At 59.5% G+C, this 25,634-nt stretch carries 21 protein-coding genes; 6 read left to right on the plus strand and 15 right to left on the minus strand.

The window, feature by feature from the left end; all coding sequences use genetic code 11:
* Positions 1-28: 28 nt before the first annotated feature.
* The gene (locus PL640_RS17190; protein ID WP_142842476.1) at positions 29-925 is read right to left on the minus strand and encodes a tetratricopeptide repeat protein; all 897 of its coding nucleotides are present in this window, start codon (positions 923-925) and stop codon (positions 29-31) included.
* 135 nt (positions 926-1,060) lie between these two features.
* Positions 1,061-1,288, minus strand: coding sequence for a 30S ribosomal protein S21 (gene rpsU / locus PL640_RS17195; protein ID WP_006313768.1), 228 nt, complete (start codon positions 1,286-1,288; stop codon positions 1,061-1,063).
* Between the two features lie 317 nt (positions 1,289-1,605).
* Here rpsU and PL640_RS17200 point away from each other — a divergent pair, with 317 nt between their 5' ends.
* The 5 genes from PL640_RS17200 to PL640_RS17220 are packed head-to-tail and all read left to right on the plus strand — an operon-like array spanning position 1,606 to position 7,099.
* On the plus strand, positions 1,606-2,859 hold the full coding sequence (locus PL640_RS17200) for a sarcosine oxidase subunit beta family protein (protein ID WP_046801680.1): 1,254 nt from the start codon (positions 1,606-1,608) through the stop codon (positions 2,857-2,859).
* Positions 2,859-3,269, plus strand: coding sequence for a hypothetical protein (locus PL640_RS17205; protein WP_271362774.1), 411 nt, complete (start codon positions 2,859-2,861; stop codon positions 3,267-3,269). The genes PL640_RS17200 and PL640_RS17205 overlap by 1 nt, the downstream gene beginning before the upstream one ends.
* Before the next feature lie 11 nt (positions 3,270-3,280).
* The gene (locus tag PL640_RS17210; RefSeq protein ID WP_137087356.1) at positions 3,281-3,595 is read left to right on the plus strand and encodes a sarcosine oxidase subunit delta; all 315 of its coding nucleotides are present in this window, start codon (positions 3,281-3,283) and stop codon (positions 3,593-3,595) included.
* Entirely contained in the window at positions 3,592-6,552 is a 2,961-nt protein-coding gene (locus tag PL640_RS17215) for a sarcosine oxidase subunit alpha (protein ID WP_271362775.1), read from the plus strand. Before PL640_RS17210 ends, PL640_RS17215 begins: the two co-directional genes overlap by 4 nt.
* Positions 6,545-7,099: a sarcosine oxidase subunit gamma gene (locus PL640_RS17220; RefSeq protein ID WP_271362776.1), complete on the plus strand. Its 555-nt coding sequence runs from the start codon at positions 6,545-6,547 to the stop codon at positions 7,097-7,099. Before PL640_RS17215 ends, PL640_RS17220 begins: the two co-directional genes overlap by 8 nt.
* On the opposite strand, the gene PL640_RS17225 is transcribed toward PL640_RS17220, so the two are convergent.
* The 10 genes from PL640_RS17225 to PL640_RS17270 form a co-directional block, all read right to left on the minus strand.
* On the minus strand, positions 7,096-8,148 hold the full coding sequence (locus tag PL640_RS17225) for a DUF2332 domain-containing protein (protein ID WP_271362777.1): 1,053 nt from the start codon (positions 8,146-8,148) through the stop codon (positions 7,096-7,098). The genes PL640_RS17220 and PL640_RS17225 overlap by 4 nt on opposite strands.
* 24 nt (positions 8,149-8,172) lie before the next feature.
* Positions 8,173-8,661, minus strand: a complete 489-nt coding sequence (locus PL640_RS17230) for a MaoC family dehydratase (RefSeq protein ID WP_271362778.1) — start codon at positions 8,659-8,661, stop codon at positions 8,173-8,175.
* A 54-nt stretch (positions 8,662-8,715) separates the two neighbouring features.
* The gene (gene glgX, locus PL640_RS17235; protein WP_271362779.1) at positions 8,716-10,671 is read right to left on the minus strand and encodes a glycogen debranching protein GlgX; all 1,956 of its coding nucleotides are present in this window, start codon (positions 10,669-10,671) and stop codon (positions 8,716-8,718) included.
* 251 nt (positions 10,672-10,922) lie between these two features.
* Complete coding sequence (locus PL640_RS17240) at positions 10,923-12,551, minus strand: alpha-D-glucose phosphate-specific phosphoglucomutase (RefSeq protein ID WP_271362780.1); 1,629 nt, start codon at positions 12,549-12,551, stop codon at positions 10,923-10,925.
* A gap of 4 nt (positions 12,552-12,555) precedes the next feature.
* The gene (glgA, locus tag PL640_RS17245) at positions 12,556-13,998 is read right to left on the minus strand and encodes a glycogen synthase GlgA (protein WP_271362781.1); all 1,443 of its coding nucleotides are present in this window, start codon (positions 13,996-13,998) and stop codon (positions 12,556-12,558) included.
* 5 nt (positions 13,999-14,003) lie between these two features.
* Positions 14,004-15,266, minus strand: coding sequence for a glucose-1-phosphate adenylyltransferase (gene glgC / locus PL640_RS17250; RefSeq protein ID WP_046801691.1), 1,263 nt, complete (start codon positions 15,264-15,266; stop codon positions 14,004-14,006).
* 21 nt (positions 15,267-15,287) lie between these two features.
* Entirely contained in the window at positions 15,288-17,495 is a 2,208-nt protein-coding gene (gene glgB / locus PL640_RS17255; RefSeq protein WP_269701643.1) for a 1,4-alpha-glucan branching protein GlgB, read from the minus strand.
* Positions 17,495-19,957: a glycogen/starch/alpha-glucan phosphorylase gene (locus PL640_RS17260; RefSeq protein ID WP_271362782.1), complete on the minus strand. Its 2,463-nt coding sequence runs from the start codon at positions 19,955-19,957 to the stop codon at positions 17,495-17,497. Before PL640_RS17260 ends, glgB begins: the two co-directional genes overlap by 1 nt.
* Positions 19,958-20,398: 441 nt before the next feature.
* Positions 20,399-21,169, minus strand: coding sequence for a class II glutamine amidotransferase (locus PL640_RS17265; RefSeq protein WP_269701645.1), 771 nt, complete (start codon positions 21,167-21,169; stop codon positions 20,399-20,401).
* Positions 21,170-21,883, minus strand: a complete 714-nt coding sequence (locus PL640_RS17270) for an aspartate/glutamate racemase family protein (protein ID WP_269701647.1) — start codon at positions 21,881-21,883, stop codon at positions 21,170-21,172.
* Between the two features lie 167 nt (positions 21,884-22,050).
* Here PL640_RS17270 and PL640_RS17275 point away from each other — a divergent pair, with 167 nt between their 5' ends.
* Positions 22,051-22,512, plus strand: a complete 462-nt coding sequence (locus tag PL640_RS17275) for an Lrp/AsnC family transcriptional regulator (RefSeq protein ID WP_142842464.1) — start codon at positions 22,051-22,053, stop codon at positions 22,510-22,512.
* Between the two features lie 18 nt (positions 22,513-22,530).
* On the opposite strand, the gene PL640_RS17280 is transcribed toward PL640_RS17275, so the two are convergent.
* From PL640_RS17280 to PL640_RS17290, 3 genes are all read right to left on the minus strand, one after another.
* Positions 22,531-23,526: an aldose 1-epimerase gene (locus tag PL640_RS17280; RefSeq protein WP_271362783.1), complete on the minus strand. Its 996-nt coding sequence runs from the start codon at positions 23,524-23,526 to the stop codon at positions 22,531-22,533.
* A 158-nt stretch (positions 23,527-23,684) separates the two neighbouring features.
* Positions 23,685-24,578 carry an NAD(P)-dependent oxidoreductase gene (locus tag PL640_RS17285; protein WP_271362784.1) on the minus strand — a complete coding sequence of 298 codons (894 nt, stop codon included), beginning with the start codon at positions 24,576-24,578 and terminating at the stop codon, positions 23,685-23,687.
* Positions 24,579-24,666: 88 nt separating this feature from the next.
* Entirely contained in the window at positions 24,667-25,422 is a 756-nt protein-coding gene (locus tag PL640_RS17290) for an SDR family oxidoreductase (RefSeq protein ID WP_271362785.1), read from the minus strand.
* Positions 25,423-25,634: the final 212 nt, after the last annotated feature.

A 25,634-nucleotide genomic window follows, 5' to 3' on the forward strand; every position in this document is an offset into this window, starting at 1 on the left:
CGGCTTTTTTGTTGGTGTCCGTCTGGCTTCAGGAGGCGCTGGCGCCGCGTGTGCGGGCAACACCATCGAGCGCCGGCTTGTATTTCGGATCGAGCCGCGCCGCGTGGGAATAGGACTTGGCGGCCTTGGCCATCTCGCCGCGGCGCTCATAGACCAACGCCTGGTTGGCCCAGGATTCGGCGACATTGCCATCAAGCGAAATGGCGTGATTGAAATCCGCGAAGGCGTTTTCATCGTCGTTCAAGGCGACATAGGAGAGGCCACGGCCGTTATACGGTTCCGGCGAGGTGGATGACAGGGAAATCGCCTTGGAGAAGTCCTCGATGGCCTGGGCGTGCTGGTTGCGCAGCTGGTAGATCAGGCCGCGATTGTGCCATGCGCGTCCGTCGGTGGTTTCAAGCTCGATGGCGCGGGAGAAGTCGTTGAAGGCTTCGTTGACCCGTCCCGACTGGCGGTAAAGATTGCCACGGCCGATCAGCGCCACATCGTAGCTCGCATTGATCTGCAGGGCGGCGTTATAGTCCTGCAGGGCCTGCTGCTGCTGACCGGAGTTGCGATAAACGAGCGCGCGGTTGGCATAAGCCTGGTAGAAGCGCGGGTTCAGCTGCAGTGCCTTGTTGAAGTCTTCGATGGCGCGGCGGGAATCACCGGCGCGGCCGTAAGCCGAGCCACGAACATTGTAGCCTTCCGGATCCTGCGGATTGGCGTTGATGACCGAGGTGAGCGAGGCGATGTTTTCCTGCGAACCCTGGGCGCGGTCGATCCTGAACACGTCTTCCGTCTGGTTGGATGTGGCGCAACCGGAAAGACCGGCAAGCACGGTGCAGACGACCAGAGAAGCGCGAAACCCCCTGTTGTTTTTCAATGGCACCCGGCGCGTGGAGGCATCGGAGTTTTTCACAACACAGGCATCGACAGCGATCATTCGGTGTGGGTTCCCTCGCAGGCCGGTCTCATAATCGTTGTCCCACGATTTGTCTCCGACCACAAACACAAAGAGCGGCGGCGAATTGATCGCCCCCGCCCAACAAGCATTCAAAAACGTCCAAAAGACGGCCTATTAACGGCTCGCGCGCGGGGCCGCAATCAGACCTTCGCGCTGTGCGCGCTTGCGTGCCAGCTTGCGAACGCGGCGAACGGCTTCAGCCTTTTCGCGGGCGCGCTTCTGGGAGGGCTTTTCGTAGTAATCACGCATTTTCATTTCACGGAAAATGCCTTCGCGCTGCATCTTTTTCTTGAGGGCGCGAAGCGCCTGATCAACGTTATTGTCGCGGACTAGTACCTGCACGTTAAACCCGTTCCTTTAGTTTGGTTATCTTGCTGTGCGAATAAAGGCATTCGCACGCAAACACAAAATCGTTCGCTTGGCCTTTTAGCCGTGCGATTGGTGTCGTGCATTATCAGATCATTTACGCCAAGTCCAGCCGACAACCCGCAAACAACAGCTAAAATGCGACCCCTCCGCCATTCTCGCCGCCATGTCGAAACAAAAGCATTGCGGCGTCGCAAAATGGATATTGCCTCCCATCCCGATTTGCCATGTGTATGATACGGGCCGGAACTATGCTTCCGGTTTCTGGCCGGTTCTTGAGGAGCAGATTGCGAATGCGCAAATATTCCGTTTTTGCCGTGGCGCGTGAGGCGCTCAGGGGTCATAAAGGGTGGGATGCGCAATGGGCATCACCCGAGCCGCGCAAGGATTATGACGTCATCATCATCGGCGGCGGCGGCCACGGTCTGGGGGCGGCCTATTATCTTGCCAAGGAACACGGCATCACCAATGTCGCGGTGCTGGAAAAGGGCTGGCTTGGCGGCGGCAATACCGGCCGCAACACCACCATCATCCGCTCCAACTATCTCTATGAAGAGAGCATGGATATTTACGAGCATTCCCTCAAACTGTGGGAAGGCCTGAGCCAGGACCTCAATTACAACGTCATGTATTCGGCACGTGGCGTGATGATGCTGTCGCACAATATTCACGACCGGCAGTCCTTCAGCCGGCACATCAACGCCAACCGTCTTTATGGCATCGACAATGAATGGCTGACGCCGGAACAGGCCAAGGCCTATTGCCCGCCGCTCGATATTTCCGGCAATGCGCGTTATCCGATCAATGGCGCGGCACTTCAGCGTCGTGGCGGCACGGCGCGCCATGATGCGGTGGCCTGGGGTTATGCCCGCGCCGCCTCCGATCGCGGTGTGCACATAATCCAGAATTGCGAGGTCACGGCCATCAGGCGCGGACCGGACGGGGCAGTGACGGGTGTCGAAACCAATCGCGGTTTCATCGGTGCCAAGAAGATCGGCGTTTCCGCCGCCGGCCACTCTTCGGTTCTCATGAAGATGGCGGATGTGCGCGTGCCCCTGCATTCCAACCCGCTGCAGGCGCTGGTGTCAGAGCCGCTGAAGCCGATCTTCCCTTGCGTCGTGATGTCCAACACGGTTCACGCCTATATTTCGCAGTCTGACAAGGGGGAGCTGGTCATCGGTGCGGGTACCGACCAGTATAATTCCTATTCTCAGACCGGCGGCCTGCAGATCATCACCCATACGCTCGATGCCATCTGCGAGCTGTTCCCGATATTCCGTCGCGTCAAGATGATGCGGCAATGGGGCGGCATTACCGACAACACACCGGACCGTTCGGCCATCCAGAGCGTGACGCCGGTGCCGAACCTCTTCGTTAATTGCGGCTGGGGTACGGGTGGTTTCAAGGCGACACCGGGTTCCGCCAATCTCTTTGCTCATCTCATCGCCCGCGGCGAGCCGCATCGCCTTGCCGCCGGGCTGACACTCGACCGGTTCCGCACCGGCCGGCTCATCGATGAGGCCGCCGCTGCCGCGGTGGCGCATTGATGCTGGCGGCGGCTGTGCTCGCGATCAATATGTCTGGCGCGGCCGCGGTCGTGCCCGTCGGCAGCATCATTCCCGAGGCCAAGGATTTTCGCAGCCAGAAAATTGCGAAGATGCAGGGTGAGAAAGACTGGCCTTTCGTGGCGGAAAAAGGCCTGCTGCTGTGTGCTCCAAGTCTCGCGGACAAGATGGTCTATTTCGTCGGCGAGAAGGAGGATGGCGAGCAGGACTATCCCTTCGCGATCGACACCGACATGATGGCGGTTGCCATCGTCAATATGGGCCGGGCCTCGGCGCTACGTCCCTTCGATAATTTCGCGCAGCTTCTGACGCGGCTTTCCCCCTTCGTGGCAATGGGAAAGCGGCTCTGTGACCAACCCGCCGGAAGCGTCCTTCCGGAAAATTCTCTGTAGGTGGAACGACGATGCTTCTGATCCATTGCCCCTATTGCGGGGAAGACCGTTCCGAACTGGAATTCCGCTGGGCGGGCGAAGCTCATATCGCGCGGCCTGAAAATATCGCCGATATCTCGGACGAGGCTTTCGCCGAATATTTCTTCATCCGCGACAATGACAAGGGTCTCGTTTTTGAGCGCTGGCGGCATATCCATGGCTGCGGCCGGTTCTTTAACGCCGCCCGCGATTCCGTCAGCGACAAATTTCTGATGACCTACAAGGCTGGTGAGCCAAAACCGGATGCCGAGACGGTTCTTTCCGCAGAAAAGGGAGCGGCTCGATGAGCGGCGATTATCGTATCAAGGGTGCAGGTCGCCTGACGCCCGCCAGAACCGCGCGCTTTACCTTTGATGGCAAGATTTACTCTGCGCTTGAAGGCGACACGGTTGCCTCAGCGCTTCTCGCAAACGGCGTGCATCTGATCGGCCGCTCGTTCAAATATCACCGGCCGCGCGGCTTTCTGTCTGCAGGGCCGGAAGAGCCGAATGCGCTGATCGACGTCTCACGCGACAGCATGCGCAAGCAGCCCAATGTGCGCGCAACGGTGCAGGATGTGTTCGATGGCGCGATCATCGCCTCACAGAACCGCTTTCCGTCGCTGTCCTTCGATATCAGCGCGATCAACGACTTCCTTTCGCCGATGTTTGCGGCTGGTTTCTACTACAAAACTTTCATGTGGCCGAAGGCCGCCTGGCACAAGATTTACGAGCCGATCATCCGCCGTGCTGCCGGTCTTGGCAAAGCGCCGAGCGAACCGGATGCGGATCATTACTCCGCCCGTTATGCCCATTGTGACCTGTTGGTGGCCGGTGGTGGCGTTGCCGGTCTGACAGCGGCGCTTGCTGCGGCGAAAACCGGCATCAGCGTCATTCTGGTGGATGAGAATGCAGAAATCGGCGGCGCGCTGCGCTTCGACACGGGGGCGGTTATCGATGGCCTGCCCGGCTATGAATGGGCGCAGAAGGTTCTCGCCGAACTGAAATCCCTGCCTAACGTCCGTGTTCTGACCCGCACGACGGCCTTCGGTTATTACAACCACAATTTCGTGGCGCTGGCCGAACGCGTGACCGATCATCTCGCCACGCCCGCCAGACACCAGCCGCGCGAGCGGTTGTGGCAGGTGCGCGCCAAAAAAGTCGTTCTGGCGGCGGGCGCGATCGAGCGCCACATGGTCTTCGCCAATAATGACCGTCCGGGCATCATGCTGGCATCGGCCGCACGCACCTATCTCAACCATTACGGGGTGGCTGTCGGCCACAATGTCGGTGTCTACACCGCCCATGATTCGGCCTATGAAACGGCTTTCGACCTCAAAAAGGCCGGCGTGAAGATCGCCGCCATTGTCGATTGCCGCGAGAACCCGGATCGACGGTTGCTGGACGAGGCGCGGGCTCTCGGCATAGAGGTGCTGGCAGGCCACAGCGTTTATAATACGGCCGGGCGCCTGCGTGTGTCGTCCATGACCGTTGGCCGCAATGGCGGCTCGAACAAGCGCAAGATCTCCATCGATGCGCTTGTGGTTTCCGCCGGTTGGACGCCATCTGTACATCTGTTTTCGCAATCGCGCGGCAAGCTGAAGTTTGACGCGGCTAACCAGCGCTTCCTGCCCGATATCCATGTGCAGGACTGCGTTTCCATAGGCGCCTGCAACGGCACGGATGATCTCTCGGCACTGATTGCCGAGGCGGTCGCCGCAGGCGGTTCTGCTGTGGAGTTTTCCGGCGAGAACGCCCGTGGCTGGACCGGCGGCATGATCGGCGCTGCCGAGGGCGCGGGTGAAGGAACCGGGGTTAAGGCCTTCATCGATTTCCAGCATGATGTCTGCGCCAAGGATATTCGCCTTGCCGTGCGAGAGGGCATGCATTCCGTCGAGCATATCAAACGCTTCACCACCAATGGCATGGCGTCGGATCAGGGCAAGATGTCCAACATGCACGGGCTCGCCATCGCATCCGAAGCGCTGGGTCGGGATTTGCCGAAGGTCGGCCTCACCACTTTCCGCCAGCCCTATACGCCGGTCACCTTCGGCACACTCATCAATCATTCGCGCGGCGCGCTGTTTGACCCGGCCCGCAAGACGCCGATGCACGATGAAGAGGCGGCAGCAGGTGCGGTGTTCGAGGATGTCGGAAACTGGAAACGCGCATGGTTCTTCCCACGCGCGGGTGAGGACATGCATGAAGCGCTGAACCGGGAGTGCAAGACGGTGCGAGACAGTGTCGGGGTCTTCGATGCCTCGACGCTCGGCAAGATTGAGGTGGTCGGCCCTGACGCGGCGAAGTTCCTCAACCTCATCTACACAAACGCCTGGGATACGCTGAAACCCGGTCGCTGCCGTTATGGCATCATGACCCGTGAAGACGGCTTCGTTTATGATGATGGCGTCGTCGGCCGGCTTGCCGAGGACCGTTTCCATGTGACGACGACGACGGGCGGCGCGCCGCGCGTGCTGCAGCACATGGAGGATTATCTCCAGACCGAGTTCCCCGATCTCAACGTCTGGCTGACCTCGGCCACCGAACAATGGGCTGTCATTGCCGTGCAGGGGCCAAAGGCACGCGAGGTGATCGCGCCTTTCGTCGAGGGCATCGATCTGTCGCCGGAAGCCTTCCCGCATATGGCGGTGGCCGAGGGCAAGTTCTGCGGCGTGCCGACGCGGCTTTTCCGGGTGTCTTTCACCGGCGAGCTTGGTTTCGAAATCAACGTTCCGGCCGATTACGGCGCAGCCGTCTGGTCTGCCATCCGGGAAAGGGCCGAAGCCGTTGGCGGTTGCCTTTATGGCACCGAGACCATGCATATCCTGCGTGCTGAAAAGGGCTATATCATCGTCGGGCAGGATACCGACGGCACGGTGACGCCTGATGATGCCGGGCTCAACTGGGCGGTTTCCAAGAAGAAGACGGATTTCGTCGGTATTCGCGGTCTCAAGCGCCCCGATCTCACACGCTCCGGCCGTAAGCAGCTGGTGGGTCTGAAGACGAAGGACAGGCTGACCGTCCCGGAAGAAGGCGGCCAGATCGTTGTTGATCCGAATCAGCCGAAACCCATGACCATGCTCGGCCATGTCACCTCCGCCTACTGGTCGGAAAATCTCGGCCATTCCATTGCCTTTGCGCTGGTGGCGGATGGCAGGGCGCGCATGGGCGAAACGCTTTATATCCCGCTCGCCGATAAAACCATTGCCGTCGAAGTGACCGACATGGTCTTCCTCGACAAGGAAGGAGCCCGTCTCAATGGCTGATATGCTTCACGCAAAACGCAAATCCGTGCTTGAGGATTTCCATGGCGGCTCGCCCTTCGTCTCGTTAAAACCTGCTGCTTCCGCATCACGGCTGTCGCTGCGCGCACGGGAAAGCGCCGTGCCGGCATTGTCGGAAGCGCTTGGTCTTTCCTTGCCCACGAGCCCGAAAAGCGCCGTTACGTCAGGTCTGCGCTCCGCTCTCTGGCTCGGACCGGATGAATGGCTGGTGATCGATCAGGGCGAAAGCGACCTGATGGCAGTGCTCTCCGGCGTCTCAGGTCTGTTCTCGGCAACCGACGTTTCCCACCGCAATACGGCCGTCATCGTCTCCGGTCCCGGCACGGAAGCGGCGCTCAATGCCGGCTGCCCGCAGGATCTGTCTGTCGCAAAATTCCCGGTGGGTGCCTGCTCACGCACGGTTTTTGGCAAGGCGGAAGTGGTGCTGTTGCGCACGGCGGATGATACGTTCCGGGTGGAATGCTGGCGCTCCTTCGCCGATTATGTCGGCGGGCTGCTGCAGGAGGCGGCTGAGGACGTGGTGGTTTAATTCGGCTGGTTTTTCCAACCCTGCCAATCCACCCAGCGCCCATGAAAATCGGCGCGGCCGATTTCCTGTTTCTCACCGGTTGGCCAGATTTGCAGGGTAATCGCGGCGCTGCCCGGCGTCTGGTCCGCCTCCATCTGCAGGCGGGCAAGCGGAGCCTCGGGTGTGGTGCGGGCGCCTGCCTCGGCAATCAAGGCTTCGCCGGTCTGCTTCAAGGCATCCGGCAGATATTGCCAGGCGACGGAATGGTAGACGACATGGGTGGCACCCGAATGTGGTGTGGCAAGGCGGCGTTTCAGCCAGTCGATCGCATCGGCCTTTTCGACGTGCAAGCCGTTCTCCACCGCAATCTGTAGAGCCGCTGCCGTTCGCTCCAGCCTGTCGGTCTGATCGGCCCAGACATAGGACATCAACCGCAGGCGATCTTCGGCGGACGACGGATCGAGTGGGTTGAGATCGCAGCCGGCGCGCTCGATAACCTCAATCCGACGATCGAGCGGCGGAGCGTTTCCGCGCCATTCCGGCGAGAGAAAGACATCCGACGTCTCACCCCATGCAAGGTCGCCCAGTCGATACTGGTAACGGTCGAATTGCAGGTTCAGCCCGGCGCTGGCGCCAACTTCCGAAAGCGCCAGCGGCTTGCCGGCAAGCGCTGCAATCGTCAGAAAACCCGGCAGCAGCACTGCGGAACGGCGCACTTCGTTGGTCTGCGGTGGTGATTTCAACCTATCGAGAATAAAGGCGGCGTGAAAGCGCAACGCATCTTCGCAGGCCTGCCACAACGTGTCCTCGTTTTCAGGCGCTATATCGACAAGCGGCGCGATCGTGTCCTCAATGGCAAGCGCATGCAGGGCGCCCGCCAGCCGCAGCGGCACGGAATCACCGGAGGGGCCAACATCACCCGGCCAGGAGAGGATTTTCCGGCCCACTTCCGTCTGGCGGTCCAGCCGCGCCGAGACCGCGCGGCAAAGCCGTGCGGTAAAGGGCGAGCCGAGGCTGTCGCAAGCCCTTGCCTGAACGAGAAACGCATTTCTTACGGCTTCATCATGCATGCGGTCTCTCCCTTGGTCCGTGGGTCAGATATCCTCCGGCCTGTCCTCCGGATTGAACTGGGTGATCGTCGTCCAGCGGGCGGTAAGCGCCGGCTTTCTTTCGTTTTCAATCTCCACCGTCACGTCATAGGTCGTCATCAGCATGGCGGCGCCGCGAAAGCGGGCTTCCGCCAGGATGAACCGGCCGCGCACCCGCGCACCAGATTTAACCGGCGCGACGAAACGGACGGCGTCGAAGCCGTAATTGAGGCCCATCGTCTGCTCGCGAATAGGGGGCACGGCGTCATAATATAGCGCCGAAAGCAGAGACAGCGTCAGGAACCCATGCGCGATGGTGCCACCAAACGGGCTTTCCGCTTTGGCGCGCTCCGGGTCGGTATGGATGAACTGTTCGTCCAAAGTTGCCTTTGCGAAAGCGTCGATCATCGTCTGATCTACAACGATCCAGTCGGAAACGCCCATTTCCGTGCCGACGAGACTCTTAATCTCCGCCAGCCCTATGTCCTTTGCCATCTTGTCTCTTTCCGGTTGCGTCGCCCGCCATATAAGGGTGCGAGGGCCAGGCGATCAACCGCGCAGATAAAACACCACCGAACGGGCAGGCAGGAAAGCCGGATTGCCGAAATCCGTGCCGATAGCTTTCCAACCATTGCCGGGCAAGGTGAAGGGCACGATCTCGCGGTTGCGGTTGATGAGCACGGCGAGTTCGACATCGTTTCCACTCTCATGATCGGAGGTGGAAAGCACCATGGCGAAGGCCGGTCCGTCCGGCCTTTCCCAGTCCGACACCGTCATGGGTTCGCCGCCGGGAGCAAGCCATGCCACATCGTCCTTGCCGGAGAAAAATGCGGTTTGCGAAAAGACGCCGAAGCGTTTGCGCAATGCGGAAAGAAACGCGGTGTGATCAATCAGTTCCGGGGAAAGCGACGACCAGTCGACCCAGTTGATCTCATTATCCTGACAATAGGCATTGTTGTTGCCCTGCTGGCTGCGGCCGCCCTCATCACCGGCGGTCAGCATCAACGCGCCGCGGCTGACGAAAAGCGTGGACAGCAGCGCCTTCACATCTGCAAGGCGCGCAGCGACAATGGCGGGATCATCGCTTGGGCCTTCGACGCCATTGTTCCAGGAATGGTTTTCATTGTGGCCGTCGCGATTGTTCTCGCCGTTTTTTTCATTGTGCTTGTGTTCGTGGCTGACGAGATCGAACAGCGTGAAGCCGTCATGGGCGGCAAGGAAATTGACGCTGCGGCTTTTTGAGCGGCCATGGCGTGAAAAGATCGGCGACGAACCGGACAATGCATCGGCGAGCGCCCCTGTGGTTCCGGCATCACCGCGCCAGAACCGGCGCATATCGTCACGGGCACGGTCGTTCCATTCCAGAAAGCTCTCGGGAAAATTGCCGAGCTGGTAACCGCCGGGACCGATATCCCATGGTTCGGCGATCAGCACACGGTCGTGAAGCACTGCGTCCGAATGCATGGCCGCAAGCGTTTCGCTGGCCATCTCGAAGCCATTGGCGGTTCGACCGAGCACGGGTGCCAGATCGAAACGGAAGCCGTCCACACCGGCATTCACGACAAAATGCCTGAGCGCATCGATGATGAGCTGGCGCACATAGGGGTGGTCACAGGCAACCGTATTGCCGGTGCCGGTATCATTAACAAGCACGCCCGGCTCTCCGGACGGGTGTCGGAAGGCGGTAAGATTATCGAGACCCCGCAATGACAAAACCGAGCCTTCAATATCGCTTTCACCCGTATGGTTGAAGACGAGATCGAGAATGGTGCCGATACCTTCCGCATGCAGCGCGGCCACCGTGTTGCGTAATTCCCGCACGCCGTCGGGGCAGAGGCGCGGATCGAGCGCCATGAAGCCGACCGGATTGTAGCCCCAGGCATTGGAAAGGCCGAGTGGCGGCAGGTGCCGCTCGTCGATCCAGGCAGTGATCGGCATCAGCTCCACGGCATCCACGCCGATTTTTTTCAGATGCGCGATTATGGCGGGATGGGCCAGCGCCGCGACGGTGCCCCTGATGTTTTCCGGCACCTCGGAATGCAATTTGCTGAAAGATTTGACCGCGAGTTCGTAAATCAGCCCGCCTTCGGCAAAAAGCGACGGTTGGCGTTTGAGCGGTTCATATTGCGAAAGGATCGCCTTGGGCATGATGCCGCCCGTGTCTTCGCCAAAAGCGTATAGCGCCGGATCATGGCGGAAGGGGCGATCGATCTCCATGGCATAGGGGTCGAGCAGCAGTTTTGATGGGTCGAACCACAGACCGTGTTCGGGGGCGTAAATTCCGTGGGCGCGGTAGCCATATCGCGTGCCAGAACCGGCATCTGCCACCGTCAAACGGTGAATATCATCCTCTCCGCGCTTCATGGGCAGGCGGGTGGTCTCCTTTTCACCGGCTGCATCGAAAAGGCAAAGATCGATCTGGGAAGCGTGCCGGGAATAGACCGTGAATTCCGTTCCGTTTTCCGTCTGGGTTGCGCCTTTGGGGAAAACGGGTGGGTTCTGCATGGTCTCTCTCCGATAGAATATCGTCTCTTCTCAAACGCGTCCGCAGGGTTAGAGGGCTGGAGCCTCTCCTGCGTCATCCTCGGGCTTGACCCGAGGGACCCACAACCCGGCTGCACCATGGATCCTCGGGCCAAGCCCGAGGATGATGCCGAATGTGGCGAAGGGTGTGTCACCCCTATAGTCTGCCTTGCCAGATGCCATCCTATTGCGCGGCGCCCTCTCTCCCGGAAGAGACAAGCGCCGCGGCAACTTCAGGTAATAACGCTCGGTTCGTTGCGGCCGGTATGGGCCTTGATACCGGCGATCGTATCGGCAGCGGCAATAAGGTCGGCGAGTGCCTCCTGCGTTTCGATGCCATGACGGGCCGCATCCGCCTCGTAACGCTCCACGTAAAGCCTGAGCGTCGCGCCTGCCGTGCCGGTACCGGAAAGGCGCAGCACGATGCGCGAACCGCCCTCGAACAGGATGCGGATACCCTGATTTTTGCTCACCGACTGATCGACCGGATCGTGATAGGCGAAATCATCCGCAGCCGCGACCTTCAGATTGCCATAGCTGGTGCCGGGGAGCGTGGCGAGTTTTTCGCGCAGGGTGGCGACCAGCGTGTTGGCGGCGTCCGAATCCACTTCTTCATAGTCATGGCGGGAATAATAGTTGCGGCCATATTCGGCCCAGTGCTTCGTGACGATGTCTTTTACGCTTTCCTTGCGGGCAGCGACGATGTTCAGCCAGAAAAGCACGGCCCAGAGGCCATCCTTTTCACGCACATGGTTGGAGCCGGTGCCAAAGCTTTCCTCGCCGCAGATCGTCACCTTGCCGGCGTCCATGAGGTTGCCGAAGAATTTCCAGCCGGTCGGCGTTTCATACATGCCAAGCCCGAGCTTTTCGGCGACACGGTCCGCTGCCGCACTTGTTGGCATGGAGCGGGCAATGCCGGAAATGCCTGCGGCATAACCGGGTGCCAGTCTGGCATTGGCGGCGATGATGGCGAGACTGTCGGATGGCGTGACGAACATGCCCTTGCCGACGACCATGTTGCGGTCGCCGTCGCCATCGGAAGCCGCGCCGAAATCCGGACCCTGCGGGCTCATGACATCGTCATAAAGCTCCTTGGCATGGACAAGGTTCGGGTCGGGGTGATGGCCTCCGAAGTCCGGCAGCGGCGTTGCGTTGCGGACGGAGCCCTTCGGCGCGCCGAGGCGCTTTTCGATGATTTCTACGGCATAAGGGCCGGTAACGGCGCTCATGGAATCGACCACGACCTTGAAACCACCGGCAATCAGCGCACGGATCGCACCGAAATCGAACAGTTCTTCCATCAGCGCCGCGTAATCGGTGACTGGATCGATCACCTCGACCGTCAGCTCATCGACTTTGAAGCTGCCCACCTTGTCGAGATCGATATCGGCGGCATCGGAAATCTTGTAGCTGTCGATGACCCTGGAGCGGGCATAGATCGCGTCGGTGATCTTTTCCGGTGCCGGGCCACCATTGCCGATATTGTATTTGATGCCGAAATCTTCGTTCGGGCCGCCGGGATTGTGGCTGGCGGAAAGCACGATGCCGCCGAAGGCCTTGTATTTGCGGATGATGTTGGAGGCGGCGGGCGTGGAAAGAATGCCGCCCTGACCAACCAGAACCTTGCCGAAACCGGCAGCGGCGGCCATCTTGATCGCCTTCTGGATGACTTCGCGGTTGTAATAACGGCCGTCGCCGCCAATCACCAGCGTCTGGCCCTGAAAACCTTCAAGCGCGTCGAAGATCGACTGGATGAAGTTCTCGGCGTAATTTTCCTGGGCGAAAACCGGCACCTTCTTACGCAGGCCTGAAGTGCCCGGCTTCTGGTCCTGATAGGGCTTGGTCTGAACGGTCTTGATCATTGTTTCAATGGCCTTTCGAAATAAGCTGGCTGTAAAGCGCGGCGTAAAGACCGGCGCTTTTTTCCCAGGAAACATCGGATTTCATGCCGAGTTTCTGCATTTGTGTCCAAAGTTTCGGGTCGTGATAATAACGCACGGTCCGGCGGATCGCCTGTTTGAGACCGTCAAGCGTGACGGGCGAGAATTGCACGCCGGTCGCCGATTTATTGGCGATGGCGGCGTGGTTGGCGTCGATCACCGTGTCGGCAAGGCCGCCGGTGCGGGCGACAACCGGAATGCAGCCGTAACGCAACGCGTAAAGCTGGGTAAGCCCGCAGGGCTCGAAACGCGAGGGAATGATGATCGCGTCACAGCCCGCCTGCATCAGATGCGACAGCGGCTCGTTATAACCAACGGCAACACCGACGCGGCCATGGTGACGGGATGCGGCCGCCAGAAGCGCGCCTTCCAGCGCCACTTCGCCTGCGCCAAGCACCACAAGACGACCGCCGAGAGCAACGATCTCGTCCACGGCTTCCGCCATGAGGTCGATGCCCTTCTGCCAGGTGAGGCGGGAAATGATGCAGAAAAGCGGGCTGTCGTCGTCATCGATGCGGAAATGCTCAGCGACCGCCTTCTTGTTCAGCGCGCGGTTCTTGAGATTGGCGGCCGAATAATTGTCGTGGATCAGATGGTCTGTCGCCGGGTTCCAGACATCGGCATCGATGCCGTTGACGATGCCGTGCAGCACATGGGCGCGGCTGCCGATGACGCCGTGCAGGCCCATGCCGAATTGCGGGGTGAGGATCTCCTCGGCATAGGACGGGCTGACGGTGCTAAGTGCGGTTGCCGTCTGCAGGCCGCCCTTCAGGAAGCTCACATCGTTATAATATTCGATGCCTTCCATGCCGAAGGAATGTGGGGGCAGTGCCAGCTTGCTGAAGATATTGGCGCCGAACTGACCCTGGAAGGCGATGTTGTGGATGGTGAGAAGGCTCGGAATCTCCGGCGTTTGCGCATAACGCATATAGACCGGTGTCATGGCAGCCTGCCAGTCATGGGCATGCACCATATCCGGCCGCCAGTCGGGAAGCGCGCCGGCGGCAATGCGGGCTGCCGCGAGCGACAGTGCCGCGAAGCGCTTCCAATTGTCTGGATAATCCTTGCCGGTCTGGTCGAGATAAGGTCCGCCGGACCGCTCGTAATAAGCGGGTGCATCGAGGATGAGGAGATCCAACCCCTCATGCCGTACCTCGAGCACCTCGGCTTTTTCACCGAGCAGATCGGTAAATTCGAAACATTTGACGGGGTCCGTCACGGCGGCTTTCACCGCCGGATAGCCGGGTATCAATGTCCGTGTTTTGACGCCGTGGGCTTCGAGCGCGATGGGGAGCGCGCCGACAACGTCGGCGAGCCCTCCGGTCTTGATCAGGGGATAGATTTCGGATGAAACCGAAAGGACATTCATGGGCTCTACAGGTCCAGCTTGTCGATCATCGATTGGGTGATAAGGCAGATGCCATTTTCCGTGCGGCGGAAACGTTTGGCATCCAGTTCTGGGTCTTCTCCTACAATCAGTCCTTCCGGAATGACCACGCCATGGTCGATGACGACATTGCTGAGCTGGGCATGACGCCCGATCTTCACACTCGGCAGTACTACGGCATTCTCAAGGCGGGAGTATGAATTGGCGCGCACGCCGGTAAACAACAGGCTGCGCGTGAGGGCCGCACCGGAAATGATGCAGTCGCCCGAGACGACCGACGACACGGCCGAACCGCGACGATCCTCATCGTCATGCACGAATTTGGCCGGTGGGGTGATTTCCGCATAGGTCCAGATCGGCCAGGATTTGTCGTAGATGTCGAGGTCCGGCACCACGTCCGTCAGGTCGATATTGGCCTGCCAATAGGCATCGATGGTGCCAACATCGCGCCAGTACGGCCCGTGTTCGAAATCCGAGCGCACGCAGGAATCCGCGAAGCGGTGGGCGACGGCTTTGCCGTGCTTGACGATATAGGGAATGATATCCTTGCCGAAATCGCGGCTGGAAGTCGGGTCGGCGGCGTCGCGGCGCAGCGCTTCCATCAGGAATTTCGTGTGGAAGACATAGATGCCCATGGAGGCGAGCGCAAAACCTTCATTGCCAGGAATGCCGGGCGGATCGGCCGGTTTTTCAATGAAGTCGATGATCTCGTCTTTTTCGTTCACATGCATCACACCGAAGCCGGTCGCTTCCATGCGCGGCACTTCAAGGCAGCCGATCGTCACGTCGGCACCGGAATCGACATGCTGCTGCAGCATGTATTCGTAATCCATCTTGTAGATGTGATCGCCGGCGAGAATGACCATGTATTCCGGCGCATAGGGCTCGATAATGTCGATGTTCTGGTAGACGGCGTCTGCGGTGCCTTCATACCACTGCGTTTCGGACACGCGCTGCGAGGCCGGCAGAATATCGAAGCTTTCATTACGTTCGGGGCGGAAAAAGTCCCAGCCGCGCTGCAGGTGGCGGATGAGCGAATGCGCCTTGTATTGCGTGGCGACGCCGATGCGGCGAATGCCGGAATTGAGCGCGTTGGAGAGCGCGAAATCGATGATGCGCGCCTTGCCGCCGAAATAGACGGCGGGTTTTGCCCGGCGGTCCGTCAGCTCCTTCAGGCGGCTTCCTCTGCCGCCTGCGAGGACATAGGCCATTGCATCACGTGCCAGTGGCTGAACTCTTTTTTCCGACATGGTGTCCTCCCTCTCTGTCTGTCAGTTTTCCGGCTCAAGCATGATCGTCGCCAGAGGCGGCAGGACGAGCATCGCCCCGATTTCTCCGCCGGCATCGACCGCCTGAACGCGTCCGCCATTTCCCTTGCCGCTGCCGCCATAGATTTCGGCATCGGTGTTGAGAATCTCCCGCCACCGCCCGGCCTGGGGCAGCGGCACATAATAACTTTCCCGGTAGACCGGGGTGAGATTGCAGATGACTGCCACCGGTTTTTCACCGGGCGCCATGCGCAACCAGGCGAAGACGGAATTGTCGTGGTCCTCGACCACCAGCCAGCGGAAACCTTCCGGCTCGCAGTCGCGGGCGTGCAAAGCGGGTTTTGAACGATAGGTGAGGTTAAGATCACGCACGAGGCGGCGCATGCCCTCATGCATGGGATATTGGCGCAGATTCCAGTCGAGCGATTTTTTTTCGCTCCACTCGCTCCATTGCGCGAATTCCTGGCCCATGAACAGCAGCTTCTTGCCGGGATAACCCCACATGAAACCGTAATAGGACCGCAGGTTGGCGAATTTCTGCCAGTCGTCGCCCGCCATTTTGGCAATCAGCGATCCCTTGCCGTGCACCACCTCGTCATGGGAAAGCGGCAACACGAAATTTTCGGTGAAGGCGTAAAGCAGACCGAAGGTCAGTTCCTGATGGTGGAACTTGCGATGCACCGGCTCACGCGAGAAGTAGCTCAGCGTGTCGTGCATGAAGCCCATGTTCCATTTGAAGCCGAAACCGAGGCCGCCTTCATGAACGGGCTGGGAGACTTTCGGCCAGGAAGTGGATTCTTCCGCAATGGTCATGACGCCGGGATGAGTGCCATAAACGAGCGAATTCATTTTCTGCAGGAAGCGGACGGATTCGAGGTTTTCACGCCCGCCATATTCGTTGGGAATCCACTCGCCTTCCTTGCGGGAATAATCGAGGTAAAGCATTGAGGCGACCGCATCGACACGCAGGCCGTCGAGATGGAATTTTTCGGCCCAATAAAGCGCATTGTTGATGAGGTAGGACATCACCTCAACACGGCCGAAATTATAGATGGCCGTGTTCCAGTCGGGATGAAAACCCTGACGCGGATCGGCGTGCTCATAAAGCGCCGTGCCGTCAAACCAGCGCAGACCGTGCTCGTCAGTCGGGAAATGTGCCGGCACCCAGTCGAGGATGACGCCGATGCCGACCTTGTGAGCGCCGTTGACGAACCGCGCGAAACCTTCCGGATCACCGAAACGGGCGGTCGGGGCATAAAGGCCGGTCGTCTGGTAACCCCAGGAGGGGTCATAGGGGTGTTCGGTAATCGGCAGGAACTCGATATGAGTGAAGCCCATATCTGTGCAATAGGGAATGAGCTGCGCGGCCAGTTCATCCCAGCTGAGGAAGGTGCCGTCCTCGCGGCGCTGCCAGGAACCGGCGTGAACCTCGTATATGCTGATCGGCTGGCGGCGCTGGTCCACCTGCGCCCAATGTTCGCGGTGAGCCTGATCTTCCCATTTCTGAGCCAGTTCCGGTGCGGTGACGGAGGCGTTTTTCGGCCGCAACTCGCCGCGCCGGGCATAAGGGTCGGCCTTCAGCGGCAGGAGCTCGCCATTGGCACCGAGAATTTCGAATTTATAAGCGCAACCGGCATAGACGTCGGGCGCGAAGATTTCCCAGATGCCGGTATCCTTGCGGAAACGCATCACATGCCGGCGTCCATCCCAATTGTTGAAATCGCCGACTACAGAAACGCGCCGCGCATTGGGTGCCCAGACGGCAAAGTGGAAACCCTCGACGCCCTCGAGCTTCAGAGGATGCGCGCCCATCTTGTCAAAGAGCCGCAGATGCGAGCCTTCACGGACGAAATAATCGTCCATGGGTCCAAGAACCGGGCCGAAGCTGTATGGATCGGTCACTGCCCATTCGGCATCGTCGCGGCCGGCGCGGTAACGCACCGGCTGGCGCGATGCAAGCTCGACCGGACCTTCGAAAAAACCTTCCGGATCGAGCCGCTTTAGTTCGCCAATGAAATTTCCGTCCAATGTCAGGACGGACACTTCTTCAGCGCCCGGGATAAAACAGCGGGCGGAAAACCCTTCCGGCGTTTCGTGAACGCCGAGAAGGGCAAAGGGATTGGAGTGCAAACCGCTCTTGATCGCCTCGATTTCAGCCTTCGTGATTTCGCCAGTCTTTTTCTCTTCGGCCGAATTGAGCGGTTTTTTCATCAGGCTCTCCAGATCTCGGTGGCATATTGCCGGATCGTCCTGTCGGACGAGAACCAGCCCATACGCGCCGTGTTGCGCACTGTCTTGGTGTTCCAGCTATCCTGGTCGCTCCAGATCGCATCCACCTTGCGCTGCGCGTCGGCATAGGCGTCGAAATCGGCAGCGACCATGAACCAGTCGCTATTGTATATACCGTCAATAAGGCCGGCAAAACGCGAGCGGTCATCGGGCGAGAACACACCTGACGCAATGGACGACAGCGCCTGCGACAATTCCGCGGACTGTTCGATGATCGCACGGGGATTGTGACCTTCGGCCCGCGCCTTTGCGACTTCTTCCGCCGTCATGCCGAAGATGACGATGTTTTCAGCGCCGACATGTTCGAGCATTTCGACATTTGCGCCATCGAGCGTGCCGATGGTGAGCGCGCCGTTCAGTGCGAATTTCATGTTGCCGGTGCCGGATGCTTCCATGCCAGCGGTCGAAATCTGTTCCGAGAGATCGGCGGCGGGAACCATGATTTCCGCAAGCGAGACATTATAGTTCGGAATAAACACCACTTTCAGAAGCCCGCGCACGGCCGGATCGTTGTTGATGACCCGGGCAATATCATTGGCAAGCTTTATGATCAGCTTCGCGTTGTGATAACTCGGCGCCGCCTTGCCTGCGAAGAACTTAACGCGCGGTACCCATTCCAGTTCCGGGTGGGAACGGATCTGGTCGTAAAGCGCTACCGTTTCGACAAGATTCAAAAGCTGGCGCTTATATTCGTGGATGCGCTTGATCTGGATGTCGAACATGGCCGAAGGATCGACACGGATACCCATGCGTTGCGCCACCGTATTGGCAAGGCGCACCTTGTTCAGACGCTTCACTTCAGCGAATTTTTCACGGAAACCGGCGTCGTCGGCAAAGCGGTCGAGCGCGGTGAGCTTTTCCGCATCGTCGAGGAAGTCGTCACCGATCGCTTCGCGCACCAGTCCTGTCAGGCCGGGATTGCATTGCATCAGCCAGCGGCGTGGCGTGATGCCGTTGGTCTTGTTGTTGATACGATCGGGGTAGAGGCCGTGCAGGTCGGCAAACACCGTTTCCTTCATCAGTTCGGTATGAAGGGCAGAAACGCCGTTGATCGAATGCGAGCCGATGAAGGCGAGGTTGCCCATGCGCACGCGGCGTTCGCCGCCTTCATCAATGAGAGAGATCGAACGGATCTGCTGATCCGCCATCTTCTTTTCCTTGCGGGCATAGACCAGCGTATTGGCGTTGATCGCATAAACGATCTGCATATGTCTTGGAAGAAGACGCTCAAGCAGTGGCACCGGCCAGCTTTCCAGCGCTTCAGGCAGAAGCGTGTGGTTGGTGTAGGAGAAAGTCCCCTGCGTGATCTTCCAGGCGTCATCGAATTCAAGGCCATGCACATCACACAGCAGGCGCATCATTTCGCAGATAGAAATGGCCGGATGTGTGTCGTTGAGCTGGATTGAAACCTTGTCCGGCAGTGATGTGAAATCAGGATATTGCTGCAGATGGCGGCGCAGAATGTCCTGCAGCGAGGCGGAGGAGAAGAAGAACTCCTGCCGCAGGCGCAGTTCCTGGCCGGCCGGCGTCGCATCCGCAGGGTAGAGAACGCGTGTCAGGCTTTCCGCCTTGTTGCTCTCGCGCAATGCGCCGATGTGATCGCCGGCATTGAAAGCGGCGAGCAGAATGGGGTCGATCGGCTGCGCCGACCACAGGCGCAGGGTGTTGACGCGGGTGCCGCGCCAGCCGACGACCGGTGTGTCGTAAGCCATGGCGATGACGCGTTCGGCCGGTTTCCAGACGAAACGCTGCGGGTCTTCATAGCCGCCGATGGTCTCCACCGATCCGCCGAAGCCGATCTCATAGGAGCTTTCGCGGCGCTCGAATTCCCAGGGGTTGCCGTGTGCCAGCCAGGTCTCCGGCAGTTCCACCTGCCAGCCATCCGCCATCTGCTGGCGGAAGAGGCCGTGCACGTAACGAATGCCGTAACCATAGGCGGGAATGTCGACGGTCGCCATGGATTCCATGAAGCAGGCAGCGAGACGACCAAGGCCGCCATTGCCGAGTGCGGCATCCGGCTCCAGCCCGGCGATAACGTCGAGATCGACACCGAGCGAGGACAGCGCGTCGCGGATTTCGTGCATCAGGCCGATATTGGAAATGGCGTCGCGCATCAGGCGGCCGATCAGGAATTCCAGCGACAGATAATAAACGCGCTTGGAATTGTTGGCATAGGCCTTGCGGGTGGATTCCATCCACTTGTCGATGATGCGGTCGCGAACGACGAGAATGGTCGCGGTCAGCCAGTCATGCGGCTTGGCTACCTTGACGTCCTTGCCGATACGGTAAGTCAGTCGCTCGATGATTTCCGCTGCCATGATTTCCGGGTTGGAACTGCGCGGGGCGGGGCGGGGAAGATCGGCGGCGTTGAGATTATTGATCATTGGTCGGTCAGCACCTTGGTGGGAGGAGAGGGTCTGAGAGGTTGATCCGTGTTGCCTTTGCTGATGCCAGTTTATGCATCGATATGGAGGCGTGGCAACAGCAATTTTCGCGGAAAGTTGGAGGGCTTAATATTATGAAAAATAAGACTTTTCCTTCAGCATCCCGAGGACCGCCAAAGGCATTGCGCGCTCTTTATGCGCCGTTCTTGAACGGGTTTGCGTGGTCGTTGCGATGCGGGGCATCGTTCAAAAAAGGGAGAGAGGCTGCAATACTTTCTGAAGTGGTTCACCGGTCCTGAAATCTGTTTCGGTCTATCGGATCACACACTAGCCTTCGCGGCCTGGAAAATTCAATGAAAATAAACGAGGCGGCGTCGTGACCGCTCCCGCTCTGGGTGGTGAGCGCGGAAAAAAGGCCCAGATCGTTGCAAAAACCGATATTTACGTCGGGAAAAAAGGTTCCGTCGTCATCTCGCCGGCGCGGATCGTCACGCGCGTATTCGGCGGAACAGCGCACCACGGGGTGCAATCGAAGGAAAAGGGTTCCGAACTCAGTGCAATTCCCTCATCCAGCCCACGCCAGTAAAGCGTCGGTGGCTTGTCATCGCTGGACCAGCGGAAAGCATGCAGGCAATCACCATCCATCAGCACGGCACTGAACCGCAGCGCTGAGGAAACGCCGGCAGCGAGCATCTTTTCCTGACAGAGGCGCAGGGCGGTGGAAATGGCGCGGATGGGGTCTGCGACAAGGCCGTGGCCGGCGGCGATCAGGAAGATCGCTTCGCTGTCGCCGGTGCCGCGTCGCGACGCATAGATATCGTCGGGTATGAGAGAATCGATGTCGCGCCTTATCTGTTCGTAACCGCCGATCTGGCCGTTATGCATGAACAGATATTGCCCATGGGCAAAGGGGTGGCAATTGGCGCGGGAAACCTCGCCTGACGTCGCGGAGCGGACATGAGCCATGAACATGCCCGAGCGGAGCTGATGGCAAAGTGCGGCCAGATTGGCGTCGGACCAGGCGGGTCTGGTATCGCGAAACACGCCGGGGGTGCCGCGCTCGCCATACCACCCAAGGCCGCAACCATCGCCATTAACGACGGTCTTTGCTTCCCGTGCGGCCATGGACTGGCTGACCAGCGATGCTTCCGGCTCGATCAGCAGACTGTCGAGCCAGACCGGTTTACCGGAATAGGCAAAGAGGCGACACATTCATGCGGCTCTATTGAAGGCCTTGTTTCCGAGCGCGAAACCGACGGCGGCCTTCGCGTGAATGGCGGTCGAATCATAACCCGGTAGCGGCAAAGCGTCGGGGTTGATCAGCAGCGAAATTTCAGTGCAGCCGAGAATGACGGAATCGACACCCAGTGCACGAGCCTTCTCGATGACCGCGAGATAACGCTCGCGCGAGCAGGACTTGATCTCGCCCTGGCAGAGTTCGCCGAAGATGATGTCGTGGATCGCAGTCCGGTCTTCCGCATCGGGCACAACCACATCAACACCGTGGCGGCGCATGCGGTCGGTGTAGAAACCATGTTCCATCGTGTAGCGGGTGGCGAGCAGCAGCGGCTTGCGGCGGCCATCGGCCTTAAGGGCTGCAGCGGTTTCGTCGATAATGTCGATGAGGGCGACGCCCGACATCTTCTCAACGGTTTCTGCGACGAGGTGCATGGTGTTGGTGCAGATCAGCACACAATCGGCGCCGGCATTGGCAAGGCGCGCACCGGCAGCGCCCAACAGCGCACCGGCCTCATCCCAGCGATCGGCCTTCTGCAGGGCGACGACTTCGGAAAAATCGAGCGAATGCATGACGATATCGGCCGAGACCAGCCCGCCGCGGCTATCGCGCACGGCCTCGTTGATCATGCGGTAATAGGTTGCGGTGGATTCCCAGCTCATGCCGCCGATCAGACCGATGCGTTTCATAAGAGTTCCCTTATCAAGTTTGATTGAAGACAAGAATGCCATTGCAAGGACGAAAACGGCATGCGTTTTTTTAGAGATTTAAATGCGCGCATGCAAATAGAAGGCGTCTGATAGGTTTGGTGTGCAAATTTCTTGCGCTGTTGCGTTAACCAGTGCATTCTTTGGCGATGATTGATGACCGTGATCGCCGAATCCTTGCGATTCTCCAGGAAAATGCCGAAACGCCGCTTGCCGATATAGCCGAGGAGGTGTCGTTGTCGTTATCCGCCTGCTCGCGGCGCGTCACGCGCCTGCGTGCGGAAGGTTATGTGACGGGCACGATGGCGCTGCTCGACCGGCGAAAGATCAACCTGCCGACCACGGTTTTCCTGCTGGTGAGAACCGGCCTGCATGCAGAAGACTGGCTGGACCAGTTCCATGCCGCCGTCAGTACCATACCCGAAATCGTCGAGGTTCACCGGCTGACTGGCAATTTCGATTATATTCTGAAGCTGGTGCTGCCGAATGTCGAATATTACGACACGGTCTATAAACAGATCCTGCGCCGCGTTCAGCTCTACGATATGTCCGCATATATCTCCATGGAGACGGTGAAGCTGTCGTCTTCCCTACCGACAACGCATATCTGAGAGATCATTGGTGCCTTATCAGCGCGCCGCCTCGAAGCGGACGCCGAAACGGAAACTGCGGGTCTCTCCCGGTTGAAGTGTCACTGCTGCCGCCAGCTCCGGCTGGTTGAAGGCATTGGTGGGCATCTCCACCGGCTCGAGCGCGATGGATTTTCGCCTGTCACGGGCCAGCGTATCGCCGGTAAAGACATGCATGTGGCCACGCTCCTGCCACACCGTGAGGCTCGAACCATCGTGCCGGTTTTCGATCCGGGTCTCGTAAAGCCCGTTTTCGGATGCGATCAGGTCGGTGAAGCAAACATCCAGCACATGGCCTGCCACCGGCGCATAGAGAAAACGAGTATCGTCCCGTTTGATTATTCCTGTCCGTGAATCGTGCAGGGGAATCAAATCATCGTCCGTTTCGATCGCCGTTCGCGAAGGAAGGGTGAGAAGGAGATCGTCGATGGACGCGATGCCAGGCAGGCGGAAATAGGGATGCCAGCCGGCTGCGAAGGGCAAAGGCCTATCGCCGTGATTGATGCCACGTATATCGATACTAACCGCATGGCCGGCAAAGCGATATTCCACCTCGATGGCAAGCCGATAGGGATAGCCGCTGAAATCGGTCGGTGATATTTCGCTGCGGAAAATAAGCACGTGCGCGCCATTTTCCTCGAAAGATTGTTCGAGAGCAAAGGGCAGGGCTCTGGCAAATCCGTGGAAAACGAGGGCCTCGTGGGCAAGAACCGGCTCGATGTGGTGCATCTCCCCGCCGAAGTCATAGCGGCCGTTGGGAATGCGGTTGGTGAAGGGCGCAAGAATGCCGTTTCTCACACCGTTCTGTGATTGCATCTCCGCCGGCGTCAAATAGCCGTCGACAAGGTTTTCGCCATCGCCATCGCTGCCGCCACCTTCGGCAAGCCGCGGCCGCCAGCTCAGAAGCGTAGCGCCCTCATAAGCGATCTCGGCGCTGAAGCCCTTGCCGGAAATGGTAACAGCGGCAATCCCCGTGCCTGTCGCGGAGGTGGTCATCGGGAAATTGTCCTCTGTATGCATATGTTTGCGATCATCGGGAAGACTGTCCCGATTCGCAGATCATCTTCGCTGTGCCGATATTTCGCAATGGCTGGAAGAGGTCGCAGCAAGAACGATCTCCGTTACGTCGAGGTTTGTTTCCCCTATGACGGAACTCAGTCCGGGAAGGTTCGTTTCGCGCCGCTGAAAAATTCCATCAGCGCGGCCTGATCCTCACCGCCCAGTCCCGCCGCCGTCAGCATGCGGTGCACCTCGGTGCAAAGTGCCGTCAAGGGCATGGCCGTGTTGGTGCGTCGGGCCAGATCCTGCGCGCCGTTCAGGTCTTTCACCATATTGTCGATGCGACCGGTGCGGCGATAGTCCTTGGCCACATAACGCGGCATATATTCCTGCAGGATGGCGCTATCGGCCCGGCCGCCCTTCAGCGCCTGCGGTATCTTGGCGGCATCGACGCCGGCATCGAGCGCAAGCTGCGTTGCTTCCGCCACGGCCAGGAAGTTCAGGCCGCAGAGAACCTGGTTGATGAGCTTGGTCGTCTGGCCTGCGCCGCAGGGTCCCATATGGGTAAAATTGCTGGCCACATCCTGCAGCACGCGATGGGCGTCGGCGACGTCCCTGTCACTGCCACCTGCCATCAGCGTCAACTGCCCGATGAGCGCCTTGGGCGCGCCGCCGGAGAGGGGACTATCCACCCAGCGCAGCCCCTTTTCTGCGGCTTCGGCCGCCAGTTCCTTTGTCGCCTCCGGATCGATGGAGGACATGTCGATGATCAGCGTGCCGGGCTTTGCGCCCGCCGCCACGCCATCCTTGCCGAAAACGGCGATACGGACGATCTTCGGTGAGTTGAGGCTGAGGATCACGACATCGGAGACGGATGCCGCTTCCGCAGCAGTGTCGGCGCTGCGCGCGCCGAGGCTGGTCAGAGCCGCCACTTTTTCCGCATCCAGATCAAAAGCAGTCAGTTGATTGCCGGTTTCGACCAGCCGCGTGCCGATCGCCCCGCCCATGGCGCCTGCGCCGATCAGGGCGACTTTGTTCTTCTCGGTCATGGTGTTCACGGCCTCCTCCCAAAGTGTCGTGGTGTCGTCGGTTCAAAACCGGATGGCGGCCGTAGCCGGCCATCCGGTTTCGGTATTTTTAAAGCGAAGCAGTGATGCCGCCGTCAACATAGAGAATATGTCCGTTGACGAAGGACGAGGCATCGGATGACAGGAAAATGCAGGCGCCGACAAGCTCTTCGACCTTGCCCCAGCGACCGGCGGGCGTGCGCTTTTCAAGCCATGCGGAAAAGGTCTCGTCTGCGACCAGTGCCGCATTGAGCGGCGTGTCGAAGTAGCCCGGCGCGATGGCATTGCATTGCAGGCCGTATTTCGCCCAGTCCGTCGCCATGCCTTTCGTCAGATTACCGACGGCACCCTTGGTTGCGGTGTAGGGCGCGATGCCGGGGCGGGCAAGAGCGGTCTGAACGCTGGCGATATTGATGATCTTGCCGCGTCCACGGGAAATCATGTGGCGTGCTGCCGCCTGTCCCGCGTGGAACACCGAGGCAATGTTGGTCTGCAAAAGACGCTCGAAGGCATCCGCCGGAAAATCCTCGAGCGGCGTGCGGTGCTGCATGCCGGCATTGTTGACCAGAATGTCGATGGGGCCGACTTCGGCTTCGAAACGGTCTACGGCCTCGCGCACTGCACCGTGGTCGGTGGCGTCGAAGGCGAGCGTTCTGGCGCCCTTGATGCCGGCGGCGGCAGCTTTCAGCTTGGCTTCGTCACGCCCGTTCAGCACCACTTCCGCGCCGGCTTCCGCAAGCCCTTGCGCCAGCGCGAAGCCAATGCCCTGGGACGAACCCGTGATCAGGGCGCGGCGGCCGGAAAGATCGAACAAATTAAGGCCCACTGTTTCCTCCAGTCTCTCGACATTGCATTTGTACAGGTTTATGTTATCGATAACATTCATCCCTTTCAGGCGTGGATGTCAAGGCTTAAACGTCCGGTTTCGGTACGGATCCGGCGCGGGAGGAGGCCGCAAGGCGGCTAAATGTGGTCTTGTGGCCGCGATCTGGATGCGGAAATTTTTACGCGCCGCAGTGGCGCGCGGTTGAACGGGAG

The sequence above is a fragment of the Agrobacterium sp. ST15.16.024 genome (genome assembly GCF_027956545.1).
Lineage (GTDB): Bacteria > Pseudomonadota > Alphaproteobacteria > Rhizobiales > Rhizobiaceae > Agrobacterium > Agrobacterium cucumeris.

Coding starts and splice junctions, on each gene's coding strand:
- PL640_RS17230 (WP_271362778.1), bottom strand. CDS start 8,661: ATGGCAAAGGACATAGGGCTGGCGGAGATTAAGAGTCTCGTCGGCACG.
- PL640_RS17225 (WP_271362777.1), bottom strand. CDS start 8,148: ATGCATGATGAAGCCGTAAGAAATGCGTTTCTCGTTCAGGCAAGGGCT.
- PL640_RS17215 (WP_271362775.1), top strand. CDS start 3,592: ATGAGCGGCGATTATCGTATCAAGGGTGCAGGTCGCCTGACGCCCGCC.
- PL640_RS17200 (WP_046801680.1), top strand. CDS start 1,606: ATGCGCAAATATTCCGTTTTTGCCGTGGCGCGTGAGGCGCTCAGGGGT.
- PL640_RS17275 (WP_142842464.1), top strand. CDS start 22,051: ATGATTGATGACCGTGATCGCCGAATCCTTGCGATTCTCCAGGAAAAT.
- PL640_RS17265 (WP_269701645.1), bottom strand. CDS start 21,169: ATGTGTCGCCTCTTTGCCTATTCCGGTAAACCGGTCTGGCTCGACAGT.
- PL640_RS17190 (WP_142842476.1), bottom strand. CDS start 925: ATGATCGCTGTCGATGCCTGTGTTGTGAAAAACTCCGATGCCTCCACG.
- glgX (WP_271362779.1), bottom strand. CDS start 10,671: ATGCAGAACCCACCCGTTTTCCCCAAAGGCGCAACCCAGACGGAAAAC.
- glgC (WP_046801691.1), bottom strand. CDS start 15,266: ATGTCGGAAAAAAGAGTTCAGCCACTGGCACGTGATGCAATGGCCTAT.
- PL640_RS17210 (WP_137087356.1), top strand. CDS start 3,281: ATGCTTCTGATCCATTGCCCCTATTGCGGGGAAGACCGTTCCGAACTG.
- PL640_RS17285 (WP_271362784.1), bottom strand. CDS start 24,578: ATGACCGAGAAGAACAAAGTCGCCCTGATCGGCGCAGGCGCCATGGGC.
- PL640_RS17260 (WP_271362782.1), bottom strand. CDS start 19,957: ATGATCAATAATCTCAACGCCGCCGATCTTCCCCGCCCCGCCCCGCGC.
- PL640_RS17220 (WP_271362776.1), top strand. CDS start 6,545: ATGGCTGATATGCTTCACGCAAAACGCAAATCCGTGCTTGAGGATTTC.
- glgB (WP_269701643.1), bottom strand. CDS start 17,495: ATGAAAAAACCGCTCAATTCGGCCGAAGAGAAAAAGACTGGCGAAATC.
- PL640_RS17205 (WP_271362774.1), top strand. CDS start 2,859: ATGCTGGCGGCGGCTGTGCTCGCGATCAATATGTCTGGCGCGGCCGCG.
- PL640_RS17240 (WP_271362780.1), bottom strand. CDS start 12,551: ATGATCAAGACCGTTCAGACCAAGCCCTATCAGGACCAGAAGCCGGGC.
- PL640_RS17280 (WP_271362783.1), bottom strand. CDS start 23,526: ATGACCACCTCCGCGACAGGCACGGGGATTGCCGCTGTTACCATTTCC.
- PL640_RS17270 (WP_269701647.1), bottom strand. CDS start 21,883: ATGAAACGCATCGGTCTGATCGGCGGCATGAGCTGGGAATCCACCGCA.
- glgA (WP_271362781.1), bottom strand. CDS start 13,998: ATGAATGTCCTTTCGGTTTCATCCGAAATCTATCCCCTGATCAAGACC.